General features: G+C 30.8%; 14 protein-coding genes. 12 read left to right on the forward strand and 2 right to left on the reverse strand.

Annotated elements, in window-relative coordinates; all coding sequences use genetic code 11:
- Positions 1 to 110: 110 nt before the first annotated feature.
- A complete protein-coding gene (locus L3B98_RS03295) occupies positions 111 to 1,094 on the forward strand; it encodes a dipeptidase (RefSeq protein WP_238915595.1) in 984 nt (327 codons plus the stop codon).
- A 171-nt stretch (positions 1,095 to 1,265) separates the two neighbouring features.
- On the opposite strand, the gene L3B98_RS03300 is transcribed toward L3B98_RS03295, so the two are convergent.
- Both L3B98_RS03300 and L3B98_RS03305 read right to left on the reverse strand, forming a co-directional pair.
- Complete coding sequence (locus L3B98_RS03300; protein ID WP_238915596.1) at positions 1,266 to 2,249, reverse strand: pyridoxal-phosphate dependent enzyme; 984 nt, start codon at positions 2,247 to 2,249, stop codon at positions 1,266 to 1,268.
- A 254-nt stretch (positions 2,250 to 2,503) separates the two neighbouring features.
- Entirely contained in the window at positions 2,504 to 3,493 is a 990-nt protein-coding gene (locus L3B98_RS03305) for a glutathione S-transferase C-terminal domain-containing protein (protein WP_238915597.1), read from the reverse strand.
- A 298-nt stretch (positions 3,494 to 3,791) separates the two neighbouring features.
- Between L3B98_RS03305 and L3B98_RS03310 the strand changes: the two genes are divergently transcribed.
- The 11 genes from L3B98_RS03310 (at position 3,792) to L3B98_RS03360 (ending at position 15,396) form a co-directional block, all read left to right on the forward strand.
- Entirely contained in the window at positions 3,792 to 5,360 is a 1,569-nt protein-coding gene (locus tag L3B98_RS03310; RefSeq protein ID WP_238915598.1) for an ABC transporter substrate-binding protein, read from the forward strand.
- Positions 5,361 to 5,443: 83 nt separating this feature from the next.
- Positions 5,444 to 6,397: an ABC transporter permease gene (locus L3B98_RS03315; RefSeq protein ID WP_238915599.1), complete on the forward strand. Its 954-nt coding sequence runs from the start codon at positions 5,444 to 5,446 to the stop codon at positions 6,395 to 6,397.
- 5 nt (positions 6,398 to 6,402) lie between these two features.
- The gene (locus L3B98_RS03320) at positions 6,403 to 7,254 is read left to right on the forward strand and encodes an ABC transporter permease (RefSeq protein ID WP_238915600.1); all 852 of its coding nucleotides are present in this window, start codon (positions 6,403 to 6,405) and stop codon (positions 7,252 to 7,254) included.
- Between the two features lie 4 nt (positions 7,255 to 7,258).
- Positions 7,259 to 8,227, forward strand: a complete 969-nt coding sequence (locus tag L3B98_RS03325; RefSeq protein ID WP_238915601.1) for an ABC transporter ATP-binding protein — start codon at positions 7,259 to 7,261, stop codon at positions 8,225 to 8,227.
- A 26-nt stretch (positions 8,228 to 8,253) separates the two neighbouring features.
- On the forward strand, positions 8,254 to 9,222 hold the full coding sequence (locus L3B98_RS03330; protein WP_015391484.1) for an ABC transporter ATP-binding protein: 969 nt from the start codon (positions 8,254 to 8,256) through the stop codon (positions 9,220 to 9,222).
- Positions 9,223 to 9,365: 143 nt separating this feature from the next.
- Entirely contained in the window at positions 9,366 to 10,484 is a 1,119-nt protein-coding gene (locus tag L3B98_RS03335) for a M20/M25/M40 family metallo-hydrolase (RefSeq protein ID WP_238915602.1), read from the forward strand.
- Between the two features lie 255 nt (positions 10,485 to 10,739).
- Entirely contained in the window at positions 10,740 to 11,171 is a 432-nt protein-coding gene (locus L3B98_RS03340) for a GNAT family N-acetyltransferase (RefSeq protein WP_238915603.1), read from the forward strand.
- Between the two features lie 63 nt (positions 11,172 to 11,234).
- Complete coding sequence (locus tag L3B98_RS03345) at positions 11,235 to 12,356, forward strand: 5-methyltetrahydropteroyltriglutamate--homocysteine S-methyltransferase (protein ID WP_238915604.1); 1,122 nt, start codon at positions 11,235 to 11,237, stop codon at positions 12,354 to 12,356.
- Positions 12,357 to 12,455: 99 nt separating this feature from the next.
- Positions 12,456 to 13,454, forward strand: coding sequence for a glutathione S-transferase C-terminal domain-containing protein (locus L3B98_RS03350; protein WP_238915605.1), 999 nt, complete (start codon positions 12,456 to 12,458; stop codon positions 13,452 to 13,454).
- Between the two features lie 44 nt (positions 13,455 to 13,498).
- Complete coding sequence (locus tag L3B98_RS03355; protein WP_238915606.1) at positions 13,499 to 14,512, forward strand: glutathione S-transferase C-terminal domain-containing protein; 1,014 nt, start codon at positions 13,499 to 13,501, stop codon at positions 14,510 to 14,512.
- 23 nt (positions 14,513 to 14,535) lie between these two features.
- Positions 14,536 to 15,396 carry a transporter substrate-binding domain-containing protein gene (locus L3B98_RS03360; RefSeq protein ID WP_238915607.1) on the forward strand — a complete coding sequence of 287 codons (861 nt, stop codon included), beginning with the start codon at positions 14,536 to 14,538 and terminating at the stop codon, positions 15,394 to 15,396.
- Positions 15,397 to 15,400: the final 4 nt, after the last annotated feature.

Here is a 15,400-nt window from a genome sequence, read left to right on the forward strand (position 1 = left end):
TTCTATAGGGATTAGAATTAAAAGAATTATTTTAATAAGGAAATAATTGTGATTTAAATTAGTATTAATAACATTGGTAAAATTTAAGAAGTAAGATCAGGAGGAGATTTATGGGGTATATTGATATGCATTGTGATACATTAATGCAATTTTGTGTAAACTCACCAAAAAACAATTTATATAAAAATGATTTACAGGTAGATTTTTTAAAGTTAAAATCCAGTAATTCACTAGCACAATTTTTTGCAATATTTATGGTAAGTGATGATTTTTATAAGCATAGAAACCTTCCGGCAATAAGTGAAAAAGAATATTTTGACAGGTTATATAAAGGGTTTATTAGTGAGATTAAAAAGTATGAAAATATTATAAAGTTTAGCAAAAGTTCGTCAGATTATAATGATAATAAAAATAATGAAATAATATCAGCTTTTTTAACGATTGAGGATGGAAAAATAGTAGATAATGATTTAAAAAACTTGCAGCAACTATATGATTTGGGAGTTAGACTGATATCTTTGACATGGAACTATGAGAATTGTTTTGGATTTCCAAATTCAACAAAGCATTTAATTATGAATAAAGGATTGAAAACATTTGGAATTGAAGCAGTAGAAAGAATGAATGAGCTTGGAATTATTGTTGATGTATCTCACTTGAGTGATGGAGGCTTTTGGGATGTGGTTAAGTATAGTAAGAAACCATTTGTAGCTTCACATTCTAATTGTAGGGAAATTACTTATCATCCTAGAAATTTGACTGATGAAATGATACGTGCTTTAGCAGAAAAAGGTGGTGTAGCAGGTATTAATTTTGGACCTGATTTTTTAAACAATAGTAATTATAATCTGAAAAATAAAGTAAGCAAAATTGAAGATATTATCAAACATATTAGGCATTTTATTAATGTAGGAGGAATTGAGTGTGTAGGAATTGGATCAGATTTTGATGGGGTGGATGGGGAATTGGAAGTAAGTGATGCCTCTAAGATGCCAGCTTTGATTAATAAAATGGAGTTATGTGGATTTTTGCCATCGGAAATAGATAGAATAATGTATAAAAATGTTGAGAGAATAATTAATCAAACTTTATAAGGAGAGGTTGATATTTAGTTACTGAAATTTAAAGTTCGTGCTTCACCTACATCATGAAACCCACGAAAGTCAGAATTAGATTTCGTGGGTTTTATTTTAATGATAAATCAGTGAAGTAATTTTAAAGAAGAAAAGCTCATATATATTGGATTAAATATTTTTTATTAAAACCTATTCAAATAAATCTGTTGATAAATAGCGGAGTCCTGTATCAGGTACAATTGCAACAATTCTTTTACCTTTGTTTTCAGGACGCTTTGCAATTTGTGTTGCACCGTAAATTGCAGCGCCGGAAGATGTGCCGATGAGTATACCTTCAGATTTTGCAACAGCTCTAGCCGTATGGTATGCATCAATTGTTTCTACATCTAACTTTTCATCATAAATATTTAAATCCATTGTTAGAGGAACTCTTTCCTTTGGTATTCCTGAGAATGGATGTACACCAGTAATTTCTAATGGTTCAGGATTTGCTTCAGTTGGTAAGGAATTAGGACCAGGCTGAATAGCAACTACTTTTAAATTAGGATTTTTTACTTTTAGATATGCTCCAGTACCTGATACTGTACCGCCTGTACCAACGGTAGCAACAAGAATATCTACTTCACCATTTGTATCTTCCCAGATTTCAGGACCAGTTGTTAACTTATGAATTTCAGGATTAGCAGGATTCTCGATTTGGTTAATAAAAAATATATCTTTTTCTTTTGATAATACATGTTCTTTAAGTGCCTTTATTGCAGCAACAAAATCGCCATCTGTTTCTTGGAGTACGTTAGCAACTTCAGGTACTTCAGATAGTTTAATTGTTTCACCGCCAAAAGCATGTATAACTTTAAATCTCTCAACACTTACATTGTCTTGAATGTATACTCTAAATTTATATCCTTTAGCAGCTGCAATAGCTGCTATTCCTATTCCTGTATTACCGCTGGTTGTTTCTACAATAGTATAGCCGGATTTTAATAATCCTCTCTTTTCAGCATCTTCAATCATTGACAATGCGATTCTGTCTTTTACACTTTGATTAGGATTATAATATTCAAGCTTTACAATGATCTCTGCTTGTAAATTATTTTCTCTATTATAATTTACAAGTTCCAATAAAGGTGTTCTTCCAACTAATTCTGTAATTGATTTATTAATTTTCCCCATAATAATCTGCCTCCTAATAATTAACTATTATTTTTTGATTATCGATTAAGTAACAAATGTTTTGTGAATTGAACAACTCCTTTTGTATAAAATTTTATGTTTAATGCTAAAAACTAGAGACTTGTTACGTTTTGTAACAAGCCTCTAGTTTCTATAGTCAGCTTTAAAATATAAATTAAAGTAATCCTGTATGAATTATATGATTTAATAATAAACAAAGTATTATATAAATGTCAATAGATTATTTGAATTAGTTAAATATTATTTTTGATTATGAATTTTTGTGTTGGATTTTTACTTAAAATATCTCTATCATGGTGTGTGTTCCAAATCTTTAAATCTGGCCCTTTGGGTAGTATTTTATATTTATTTCCTTTAATTGTTGATAAATGATAATGCTTTTTTATACTTAAGAAATCTGTGGTATCTCCAAAACCAGGAGTCTGGTATAAATCCCTTGCATATCCCCACAAATTTGGGAATTCAACTAATCTATTACGGTTTACTCTAAAACCATTATAATAAGCAGCATCAAACCTAGCTAGTGTTACATATAATCTTACATCTGAATCAGTTATATAATCGCCAAAAAGGAACCTTCTATTTTCTAGCCTTTTTTCTAATTCATCCAAAAGATTAAATACTTCATCATAAGCTTTTTCATAAGCGTCTTGTGATTGAGCAAATCCAGCTTTATATACTCCGTTATTCACACTATGAAAAATAATATCATTTAATTCGTCAATATCATTTCTGAGTTCTTCTGGATATAGATCAGGAGCATTTTCTTTATGAAATTTCTTCCAGGCTGTCTCTAAGTAGTTAGTCAACTTAAAATAATCATTATACACAACTTTTTTTGTAGTTATATCTACAACAGCTGGTACTGTAGGTCTGCCTTCATAATTTGGATCTGCATTAAAGTAAACCTCGCTAATATATTTAATTTGTAGCACAGGATCTATATTATCCTTGTCTAAAGTAAAAGCCCAATCAGTTCTAGGAACATCAGGTCTAATAGGATCTGCGGTTCCAACGCTAATAACATTTTCTAAGCCAAGTAATTTTCTTACAATGATAGATCTATGAGCCCAAGGGCACACTGGTGACCACAATATTCTATATCTTCCAGCTTCGACAGGCAATTCATTAGGACCATCTCCGAAAGGTGTATCAAATTTGTTAGATTGCCTTTTAAAGCCGCCTTTTTTATCTAATTCAGCTTGTTGTATTGTTAATGACATTTAAATTTCCCCCTTAAATTTTTATATTTAAAATAACTATTATAATCTAATTCATAGTAGTATGATATGCTTACTGGTATTATAAATAAAGTATTCCAATTAAGTATTTTTGTCAACAGTTTTCTTAATAAAAGTATAGTAGAAAAAAATACTTGATATATTGACAAAATAATTCTGAGTGATATAATCTGATTACAAACCGAGTAATGTTATAGGATAAATATGAAAAACATGAGAACAAACGATGCTATATATTTATAAACAGTTGTAATATATGCATAATTAAGGGGGAACACAAATGAAAATAGGAAAATTATCAAAAATTTTAATCGCAGGAATTACATCAGTAGCTTTATTAACTGGATGCGGTAGTTCAGGCAATAACGCTAAAACAGAGGCAAGTGCTTCAAAACCAGATACTTTTACATATGGTATTGATGGAGATCCAGGGAATTCTGTGAATGTAATAACAACGAGTGATCGTTACGGATTAATGGAAATAAAAGCATTATATTCACCGCTATATATGTATAATGCAGATAAAGTGGAGTATTTTCTTGCAGAAAGCATGACACCATCTGAAGATAAATTGACTTATACTGCAAAGCTCCGAAAAGATGTTAAGTGGAGCGATGGTACTAAATTCACAGCTGATGATGTAGTATTTACATATAATCAAATGTTAAACGAAAAGAATGCTGGATGGGCATATAGTCAATTAATATTTAACGGAAAACCAGTTAAAGTTGAAAAGGTTGATGATTATACTGTTAATTTTATACTTCCAGAAGTAAGTGCTCCGGCAATGGAACTTTTAGGAGACATTTTCATAATGCCTAAGCATATTTACGATGGAGAAACTAATTTTGAAAATAGTGAAAAGAATGCAAAGCCAGTAGGAACTGGACCTTATAAATTAGAAGAATATAAAGCTGGTCAATATGTTAAATTCGTTAAAAATGATGATTACTTTTTAGGTGCGCCAAAAATACAAAATGTTGTATTTAAGATAATACCAGATGCAAATACAGCTAAATTGTCTATTCAAAAGGGAGAAATAAACTCTTTAGTAGTTCAATCTAGTGACTTAAAAGATTTAAAAGATGATAAATTAACTACTTACACTTATGATGAAGGTAGAATAGCTTATATGGTAATGAATTCTAAATCTCCTAAACTTCAAAATGAAGATGTAAGAAAAGCTATATTCTATGCACTTAATAGAAAAGATTTGATTAATGCGGCTTATGGATCAGATGAATATGCTAAAGAAGCTTATACTTTCCTTCCAAATGAAAGCAAATATCATACAACTGATGTTGAAAAATATGATTATAATCAAGATAAAGCAAAAGAGCTTTTAGCAAAAGCAGGAGTATCTGGACTTAAGCTTAAACTTGGGTATGTAGGAAATAATGTGCCTTATCAAAAGGATGCAGCTATAATTCAACAAAACCTCAAAGCAGTAGGAATTGATGTTGAACTTTCAGGTGGAGAATCTGCAGCTATAACACAAAAAATGAAAGATCCAAGTAGTGATTACGATATGTTCCTTGGTGGATACATCATGGGAATAGATCCAGATACTTTTAATTCATTGTTCATTCCAGGGTCACATAACTACAGCCACTTTGATGATAATAAACTTCTTGATTTATTCAATGCTGGAAGAGTAGAAAAAGATGATGCAAAGAGAAAAGAAATATATAATCAGGTTCAAAAGCAAATTCAAAATGATGGATATTTCTATCCAATTCTTGAAAATAAGAGAATACTTGTTATGAGTTCTAATATAGATGGAGTAAAAGATGCTGCTTTAGTTCCAGTATATACTTTTGAAGATATGTCAAAGTTGTACTATAAATAAAAAATATTATAAGTTGAGAATTTGGGGAATAACAAATAATTATTCCCCATTTGTAATTTATTAATCAAGGAAGTGAAGATTTAATGTCTAGATATATATTAAAGAGAATTCTACAGGCTATCCCATTGCTTCTAATAATATCAATAATATGTTTTACATTTATTAAGTTAGCTCCATATAATGCAATTGATGCTATGGCTACACCTAATATGCCAGAGGAAACTGTAAATCTAATAAAAGCAAAATATGGATTTGATAAACCAGCTTATGTTCAATATTTTTTATGGCTTAAAGGAATATTAAATGGACAATTTGGATATTCAATAGTTACACATGAGAGTATAGCTAATGATTTAGCTGCAAGAATACCAGCTACCATAAAATTGGTTTTACCTTCATATTTATTAGCAGTTGTGATTTCAATAATTCTTGGTTTATTAGCTGGAGCAAATAAAAATAAATTTATTGATAAAATAATTGATGGTTTCTGTTCAATAGGTATAGCAATACCAACTTTTTGGTTTGCTATGATAATTATATTTATTTTCGGATATAAGCTTTCAATATTTCCTATATTGGGGATGAATACTATTGGTGGACAGCAATCTTTTTCAGATTTTCTAGTTCATTTTATAATGCCTTGTGTTGTTTTAACTATGGCCTTTTTGCCACAACTCACAAGGTATGTAAGATCCTCAACCATTGGCCAGATATCTCAAAATTATGTAACAGTTCAAAATGCCTTTGGCGGAAGTACTCATGAAATACTATTTAAGCATGTATGTAAAAATGTATTACTTCCTATAATCACAAAGATAGGAATTGCATTACCGATGCTTGTAACAGGAGGAATGATAACTGAAACTATTTTTGGATGGCCTGGTGTTGGTCCATATTTCATAACAGCTATTAAGGGAATGGATTATCCTGTTGTTATGGCAATTTTAGTGCTATCATCAACATTAGTTATACTAGGAAATTTATTATCGGATATACTATATAGCTTGGTTGATCCAAGAATAAGGGGTGTGAGATAAATTATATGGAAAATAGACGAATAAAGAATTTTATAAATGAACTTCAAAATAGTAAGAGTGCTATTTTTTCAATAATTTTTCTGATTTTTATAGTATTTATTTCAGTGTTTGTATTTTTAATACCTATAAACCCTGATGCAACAGATACAGCTAATATGCTGCAATCTCCAAGTTTAAGTCATCTATTTGGTACAGATGAACTTGGACGAGACTATTTAACTAGAACTATATATGGGGGCAGAGTATCACTTATAGTTGGAGTTCTTGCAATGATAATATCTACTTCAATAGGAGTCTTGGTTGGTACAATAAGTGGATATTTTGGAGGAAAAACAGATAATATTTTAATGCGCTTTGTTGATATAATATCATCTATTCCTTGGTTGATACTCGTAACTGTAATCAGTATATTTTTAAAGCCAGGATTACAAGCTATAATTATAGTAATAGGTTTATTTACCTGGATGGAGATTGCAAGACTTGTGCGTGCAGAAACACTTTCAATAAAAGAAAGGGAATATGTATTATATGCGATCTCTATTGGACAATCTTCAAAAAAGATAATATTTAAGCACATTATTCCAAGTGTATTTCCAACTATTATAATAGCTTCAACAACAAGTATAGCTGACGCTATAATGACAGAATCTTCATTAAGTTTTTTGGGACTTGGAATTCAGCAGCCAATGTCTTCATGGGGAAACTTACTTCAAAATGCACAGGCTAATTTACAAAGTGCTGCTTATATGGCAATATTACCTGGAGTATTGATCATTCTTACAATATATTCTTTTAATAAACTTGGAAATACACTAAGAGTAATTGTAGAACCTAAGACAGCTGGAGGTGAAAGATAGGATTATGAGTAATGAAGTGCTTCTTAAAGTAGAAGATTTAAAAACCAACTTTTACAGTAAAAATAATAAAATAGAAGCTGTAAGGGGGGTAAATATTGAAGTGAAATCAGGAGAGATTTTAGGTGTTGTTGGGGAATCAGGAAGTGGAAAAAGTGTTCTTATGAAATCTATAATGGGAATATTACCTCAAAATGCTAAAATAGATTCTGGTGAAGTTTTATTTGAGGATAATAATATATTAAATTTATCCTTAAAAGAAATGAGAAAAATTAAGGGAAAAGAAATAGCAATGATATTTCAGGATCCTATGACAGCATTAAATCCTTTAAAGAAAATAGGAGATCATATTATAGAGGTTTTAGTCAGACATAAAGGTGTTAAGAAAAGGGAAGCTAAAAAAATGGCAATTGAAGTTTTAAATGATGTAGGAATACCAATGCCTGAAAAAAGAATTGAGCAGTATCCTCATGAATTCAGTGGAGGTATGAGGCAAAGAGTATTAATAGCAATGGCACTTGCATGTAATCCTAAACTGTTAATTGCGGATGAGCCTACAACAGCTCTTGATGTTACCATTCAAGCTCAGATATTAGCACTTTTAAAGTCCCTTAAAGATAAGAATAATATGTCAGTAATACTTATAACCCATGACTTAGGAGTAGTAGCAAGTCTATGTAATAGAATTGCGGTTATGTATGGAGGTTTAATAATGGAAGAAGGAACTACTGAAGAAATTTTCTATTCTTCAAAACATCCTTATACAAAGGCATTGTTAAATTCAATACCAAAGGTTCAAGGTGATGAAAAAGTTAGACTTGAACCAATAAAGGGATCAGCACCTTCTCTTTTGAATCCCCCAGCAGGGTGTCCATTTGCAGAGAGATGCAGTGTTGCAAGGCCAGAGTGCTTTAATAAAATGCCTGAATATAAGAATCTTAGTGAAACACATAAGAGTAGGTGTTTTTTTGCCTAACTTGCTGGAAAGGAGAAAAAATAGATATGACTAATGATATATTGATAAAAGTAAAAGATTTAAAAAAATACTTTCCAGTTAAAAATGGAATTATTAAGAATACTGTAATAAAAGCTGTAGATGGGGTTTCCTTTGACATTAAAAGAGGAGAAACCTTTGGGTTAGTTGGAGAATCAGGATGTGGAAAATCTACATTAGGCAGAACAATAACAAGACTTTATGATGTGACTGATGGAGATATATTTTTTGATGGAACTAATATTGCAAAATTAAATAAAAAGCAAATGAGAGAATATTATAAAAAAATGCAGATTATCTTTCAAGATCCATATTCATCACTTAATCCTTACATGAATGTTAAAGAACTGATTGATGAACCTATAGCTTTACATACAAGCTTAGGTAAAGCAGAAAGAGCAGAGAAAATTGAAAAGTTGCTTGAGATGGTTGGTTTGAAAAAAAATGATATGGAAAAATTTCCACATGAATTTAGCGGAGGGCAATGTCAAAGAATTGGAATTGCAAGGGCAGTATCAACAAATCCGGACTTTGTATTATGCGATGAACCTATATCGGCATTAGATGTATCAATACAAGCCCAAGTGGTTAATATGCTTGAGGATCTGCAAAAGGAAATGGGATTAACTTATCTTTTTGTTGCACATGATTTATCTATGGTAAGGCATATTTCAGATAGAATAGGAGTGATGTATTTAGGAAGTATTGTTGAAATAGGAATAAGTAATGATTTATATAAGAAGCCACTTCATCCGTATACTAAAGGACTTTTATCATCTATACCAATAGCTGACCCTATAAAGGCAAAAGAATCTACTAGAGATGTTATTGAAGGAGATATTCCAAGCCCTATTAATATTCCATCAGGCTGCAGATTTCACACTAGATGTCCATATGCAAAACCAATATGTGCTGAAGTTCCACCAATTGCAAAAGAGGTGGAAAATGGTCATTTTGTAACATGTCATTTATACTAATAAATGCTTAAAGAAACAATAGGCAAGTATATGAAAAGACATATTTACACATGCAATAATACCAATAAATAGTGTAAATTTTAAATAATTAAATTATATCAATATTTATGGTAAATTCCATGTAAATATAAGGAGGTTTTTTAATGCGAATCAATAAAGAGAGGATTATTTCAGAATTTACTAAACTAGTATCGATAGACAGCCCATCATATTCCGAAAAAAATATGGGGGAACATATTAAAAAACGCTTGATTTCACTTGGGTTTTATATATCTGAAGATGATTCGGGAAAGTTTTTTAATGGAAATTGTGGGAATATATATGGCTTTAAGGAAGGGGATATTTCACTAGAACCATTATTATTTTGTGCACATATGGATACAGTTGAACCTTGTACTGGAAAAGTAGCTATAGTTGATAAAGATGGTACAATTAGAAGCAATGGGGAGACTATATTGGGGGCTGACGATTATTCAGGAATAGCTGCAATATTAGAGGCTTTACAGACTATAGAAGATAAAAATATTTCACATAGACCAATAGAAGTTTTATTTACAATTGCAGAAGAAGTATATTGCAGAGGGGTTAAGAAGTTTGATTTTTCCAAAATAAAATCAAAGGAAGCATATATTCTTGATCTATCTGGAGCCGTTGGATCAGCAGCCTTTAAAGCACCAACAATTTTATCATTTACTATTAATATAAATGGGAAATCATCACATGCTGGTTTTGCTCCTGAAAATGGAATACACTCGATTTTAGCTGCTGCAAATTCCATCAACAGTATAAAGATAGGACGAATAGATGAAAAAACAACTGTGAATATAGGAATAATAGAGGGTGGAATTGCAACCAATATAGTGCCTAATCAATGTGTGGTTAAGGGAGAAATACGAAGTTATTCCCACAAAAAAGCTATTGATGTATCAGAAAATATAAAGCAAAAGTTCATTGATTCAGCTGAAAAAATTGGAGCTACAATAGATTTCCATGTTGAAATTCATTGTGAAGCATATGAAACACCTAGTAATCATCAAGTTATAAGAAGGTTTGAAAAGGCTTCAAATGAATTAAAACTTCCAACAAATTTAGTGGAAACTTTTGGAGGAAGTGATAATAATATATTAAATAAGCAAGGCCTCACTGGTCTAGTAATAGCAAATGCTATGAATAGCTGCCATTCCTGTGAGGAATATACTACTATAAATGAATTATGTAATATTGGAGAATTAACAGTTTCATTAATGATTTCACAAGAGTAAATAAAATTAATAGAAAACTTTTAATATTTACGCATTTGTGTATTGACAAATTTATTTTAATGCTTTAATATTAAAACAATATAATTCATACAAAACAAGTCGGAATACTTGCTTTAATAGGTTGACCAGTAAACTGGAGACCAAAATTATCTTCTGAAATTTTTAGGGGATAGTTTTGTCTCCTTTTTTTATAAACTTTATGGACAGATTAATTAAAGTAAAGGAAAATTAAGAAAAATTTGGGGAGGAAAATTCATGGAATTAATTAGGACTACAGAGAACTGGCAAAGGGCGGCCGCTTATAATGTGCGGATAGAAGCTATGGTTAAGGGGTTTGGAATAAGACTTGATCAAGAAATTGATGAGCATGATACAGAAAATACAAAGTACATAGTTGCTTTTAATGGTAGATATCCAGTAGGAACTTGTAGATTAAACTGGATAGATGAAAAAACAGGAAAAATTGAACGAGTATGTGTTCTTGAAGATTACAGAAAAACAGGCGTAGGAAAACAAGTTATACTAGAAGCAGAAGCTTGGATTAAGGAACAAGGTGGAAATAGGATAATAATTTCAAGTCGAATAGAGGCTATAGGCTTTTATGAAAAGTTAGGATATAAAGTAGATTGGTCTACAAGAGAAGTAAATGGTGTTTTTGAATGTGTAAATACAGAGAAAATATTCTAAACAATAATAAATAAACTCTCAAATAATAATTAATTTTTAAGTAAGAATAGGGGCGAAAATAAAATGAGTGAAACAAATAAAGTACCATTTAGATTTGATATAGTAGGAAGTTTTTTAAGACCAGCTGAATTAAAAGAAGCTAGAGAGAAATTCTCTAGAGAAGAAATTACAGAAGAAGAATTAAAAGCAGTTGAAGATGAAAAAATAAAAGAATTGGTTGAGAAACAGAAAAGTATTGGGCTAAAGGTAGCAACGGATGGAGAATTTAGGAGAAGCTGGTGGAACCTTGATTTTTATTGGGGTTTGCAAGGAGTGGAAAAAATAACAACTGATGAAAAGAATGTGTTTAAAGGGGAAAAGTTAAGAGGAGAATCTGCTGCTTTAAATGGCAAAATTAGCGGAGAAAATCATCCATTTATAGAACATTTCAAATTTGTAAAAAGCATTGTAGATAAAGATATTGTAGTACGTCAAACAATTCCATCACCAACTCAATTTTTATTGCAGTTGGTATCAGCAGGTAATCTAGAAAATACAAAGGAATTTTATCCAGAAAAAGAAGAATTAATTCAAGATATAGTAAAAGCTTATAAAACAGTGATTAAAGATTTGTATAATGCAGGATGCAGGAACGTACAACTCGATGATTGTTCTTGGGGACAATTTTTTGAAGGACGATCTAATTCCTTTGATCAAGACAGAAGTCATGATGAAGAAAGAAAAGAAGAGAAAGTTAGAGTAAATAATCTTGTTTTAGCTGACAAACCCGAAGATTTAGTAATAACTACACATGTATGCCGCGGAAATTATAGATCGGCTTGGGCAACTTATGGCGGTTATGAACCAGTAGCAGAAGTATTATTTGGAAGAGAAAATGTAGATGCATATTATTTAGAATTTGATTCAGATAGAGCTGGAGGCTTTGAACCATTAAGATATGTAAGTAAAAATAAGAAAGTAGTTTTAGGGTTAATTACATCTAAGACACCAGAATTAGAGAATAAATCAGAAATTATTAAAAAAATTCATGAAGCAGCTAAATATGTAGATTTGGACAGGCTTTATCTAAGTCCTCAATGTGGATTTGCTTCAACAGAAGAAGGAAATATACTAACAGAAGAAGAGCAATGGGCGAAGCTTAAATTGATAAAAGAGATTTCAGAAGAAGTATGGGCAGATAAATAATTATTTAGTTTAATTTCATAGCCAAGGCATATCTTAAAACCTATTAAGTCGATAAGAAAAATAGAAATATATAAACTTTAAAAAAGGAAGGTTATTAATATGAGTAAAAGTGAACAAACAGTTTTAAATAGTGAAGAAAATAGAGAATCTAAAATAGCGACTTCAGAATCAGCACATGAAATCAGTAAAGATGGAGCATTTATAAGACAAAAAAATCGTTTTACAACACCTTTTGGGGATGGAGAAAATGAGCTTCCTATAGAAGCAAATAGATATAGATTATTATGGGCAGGAATTTGTCCATGGGCACATCGTCAAGTGATTGCACTTAACTTGTTAGGATTGACAGATGTGATTAGCATAGGAGAAGCTAACCCTGTTAGAACAGAGAAAGGCTGGGAATTCTCTTTAGATGAAGGTGGAGTAGATCCAGTACTTGGAATTCGTTATTTACCAGAAATTTATGAAAAAACAGATCCTGAATACGATGGACGAGCTACTGTACCAACAGTGGTTGATGTGAAGACAGGAAAAGTTGTTAATAATGACTATTTTAAATTGACAAACTATTGGGAAACAGCATGGAAGCCATTTCATAAGAAAGATGCTCCAGATTTATATCCAGTAGAGTTAAGAGATGAAATTGATAAACTTAATGATATTATTTTCCATGAAGTAAATAATGGAGTGTATAAAGCAGGATTTTCACAATCACAAGAAGCTTATGAAAAAGCATATGATACACTTTTTGCAAGATTGGATGATTTAGAAGAAAGATTATCAAAACAACGTTACTTATTTGGAGATAAAATAACTGATTCTGATATTAGATTATATGTGACCTTAGCTAGATTTGACATTGCATATTATCCAGTATTTCGTGTAAATAGAAATAGGATTATTGATTTTCCTAATTTATGGGCTTATGCTAGGGATTTATATCAAACACCTGGATTTGGAGACACTACAAATTTTGATGCAATAAAAAGGGGGTATAATTTAGGAAATCATGCAGAAAACCCTTATCAGATTTTGCCAAAGGGACCTGATGTATCTATATGGAATACACCACATGACAGAGAAAAATTTATAAAATAGATAGTTATATTTAAAATTTTTAAATAGAAATTGGAGTTGAAATTATGTCAGATAAAAATATAGTAAGACCTCGTCCTAAGGAAACAGAAAATGAAATTGACGAAAGAGGTGCTTTTGTAAGACAAAAGAATCATTTTGATAGAGCTTTCGGTGATGGAGAAAATCAAAATCCAGTTGAAGCTGATAGATATCGTTTGATTTGGGCAAAAGGATGTAATTGGTCAAATAGGGCTGCAATAGTAAGGGAATTGTTAGGTATAGATGCCATAAGTGTTAACTTGGTAGGAAGGGATAAACGAGAAGTCGATTTAGGTTGGGAATTTGTATATGACGAAAATAATACTGATCCAATTTTAGGGGTTCAATTTCTAAGTGAATTGTATGAAAATGGTGACCCTGAGTATAAAGGACGTTCAACAGTGCCAGCACTAGTAGATATTAAAACAAAAAAGGTTGTTAATAATGACTATCATAGATTGACTAATTATTTTGAAGTGGATTTTGCAGCATTTCATAAAAAAGATGCACCAGATTTATATCCAGAAGATTTAAGAGAAGAAATAGATAAATTTAATGAATGGTTATTTCATAATGTGAATAATGGTGTTTATAAAGCAGCTTTTGCTCAATCTATTGAAGCATATACAGAAGCCTATGATAATTTTTATAAAGGTTTGGATGAACTTGAAAAGCGTCTTGAGAGTAATAGATTTCTATTTGGAGATTATGTAACAGATAGTGATGTACGTTTCTTTGTAACGTTAGCAAGGTTTGATATAGCTTATTATAGAAGGCTTGGACCAACACGTGGACGTATAGTTGATTTTAAAAATATATGGGGGTATGCTCGTGATTTATATGCCATACCAGCCTTTAAAAATAATACGTATCTTAGAGATTTAGCAGAAAGTCACGGGGATACAAATACAATTTTTGTGGACTATAATACGCGTTTTTGGGATAAGATTGATTTTGAAGGTCTTTGGGGAGAACCTCATTATAGAGAAAAATTAAGTAAAGATCCTAAAAATAAACTTTTAATAAATAAAAAAAACTAACATAACGAAAAGGGGAAATTTTAATGAAAAAAAGGATAAATAAAAAATTAGGAATATTAATAACTGTTTTATTAACATTAGCTTTTACAATGGTAAGTTGTGGCCAAAAAAATGATGCGAGTACTTCAAAAAGCAGTACTGGAGAAGCAAAAAAGAAAATTACAATAGCAACAGGTGGAATGCCAAAACCGTTCTCTTATGTTGATAGCAGTAATAATGTGGCTGGTTATGATATTGATGTGGTAAAAGCAATTTTTGAAAAATTACCGCAATATGATATTTCTTTTGAAAAGACAGAATTTACCTCAATATTTGCAGGTTTGGATTCAGGACGTTATCAAATTGGTGCAAACAATTTTGCCATGAATGAGCAACGTAAACAGAAATATATATATTCAGATCCAATATTTCAAAATCAATATGTTATTGCTGTAGCAAGCGATAATAAGGATATTAATTCATTTAAAGACCTTCTAGGAAAGAAAACGGAAGTCAATACAGGAACTAATTATGCAACTGCACTTGAAAATTATAATAAAAACCATTCCGATAAACCAGTTGTAATTAATTATACAGATGCAGATATACTGCCAACTTTGCAACATATAGAAAGCGGTCAATTTGATTTTCAATTAATTGATGCAGCAATGCTAAAGCAATACATTGACCAATATGGCTTGAAAATAAAAACTATAAAATTGACTAAAGAAGATTCGGACTTAATAGGAACTCCATACAGCTATTTATTAATAGGAAAAGGAGCAGAAGGAGAAGAGTTAACAAAGGATGTTAATAAGGCTTTAGCTGAAGTAGTTAAAGATGGAAAAATTAAAGAAATAAGTGAAAAGTATTTTAAAGATGATTTTAGTCCAAAGTCAAATTAACTAG

The sequence above is a fragment of the Clostridium sp. YIM B02555 genome (assembly GCF_022320955.1).
Taxonomy (GTDB): Bacteria; Bacillota; Clostridia; order Clostridiales; family Clostridiaceae; genus Clostridium; species Clostridium saccharoperbutylacetonicum.

Coding starts and splice junctions, on each gene's coding strand:
- L3B98_RS03300 (WP_238915596.1), bottom strand. CDS start 2,249: ATGGGGAAAATTAATAAATCAATTACAGAATTAGTTGGAAGAACACCT.
- L3B98_RS03325 (WP_238915601.1), top strand. CDS start 7,259: ATGAGTAATGAAGTGCTTCTTAAAGTAGAAGATTTAAAAACCAACTTT.
- L3B98_RS03350 (WP_238915605.1), top strand. CDS start 12,456: ATGAGTAAAAGTGAACAAACAGTTTTAAATAGTGAAGAAAATAGAGAA.
- L3B98_RS03315 (WP_238915599.1), top strand. CDS start 5,444: ATGTCTAGATATATATTAAAGAGAATTCTACAGGCTATCCCATTGCTT.
- L3B98_RS03295 (WP_238915595.1), top strand. CDS start 111: ATGGGGTATATTGATATGCATTGTGATACATTAATGCAATTTTGTGTA.
- L3B98_RS03355 (WP_238915606.1), top strand. CDS start 13,499: ATGTCAGATAAAAATATAGTAAGACCTCGTCCTAAGGAAACAGAAAAT.
- L3B98_RS03340 (WP_238915603.1), top strand. CDS start 10,740: ATGGAATTAATTAGGACTACAGAGAACTGGCAAAGGGCGGCCGCTTAT.
- L3B98_RS03310 (WP_238915598.1), top strand. CDS start 3,792: ATGAAAATAGGAAAATTATCAAAAATTTTAATCGCAGGAATTACATCA.
- L3B98_RS03345 (WP_238915604.1), top strand. CDS start 11,235: ATGAGTGAAACAAATAAAGTACCATTTAGATTTGATATAGTAGGAAGT.
- L3B98_RS03335 (WP_238915602.1), top strand. CDS start 9,366: ATGCGAATCAATAAAGAGAGGATTATTTCAGAATTTACTAAACTAGTA.
- L3B98_RS03360 (WP_238915607.1), top strand. CDS start 14,536: ATGAAAAAAAGGATAAATAAAAAATTAGGAATATTAATAACTGTTTTA.
- L3B98_RS03305 (WP_238915597.1), bottom strand. CDS start 3,493: ATGTCATTAACAATACAACAAGCTGAATTAGATAAAAAAGGCGGCTTT.
- L3B98_RS03320 (WP_238915600.1), top strand. CDS start 6,403: ATGGAAAATAGACGAATAAAGAATTTTATAAATGAACTTCAAAATAGT.
- L3B98_RS03330 (WP_015391484.1), top strand. CDS start 8,254: ATGACTAATGATATATTGATAAAAGTAAAAGATTTAAAAAAATACTTT.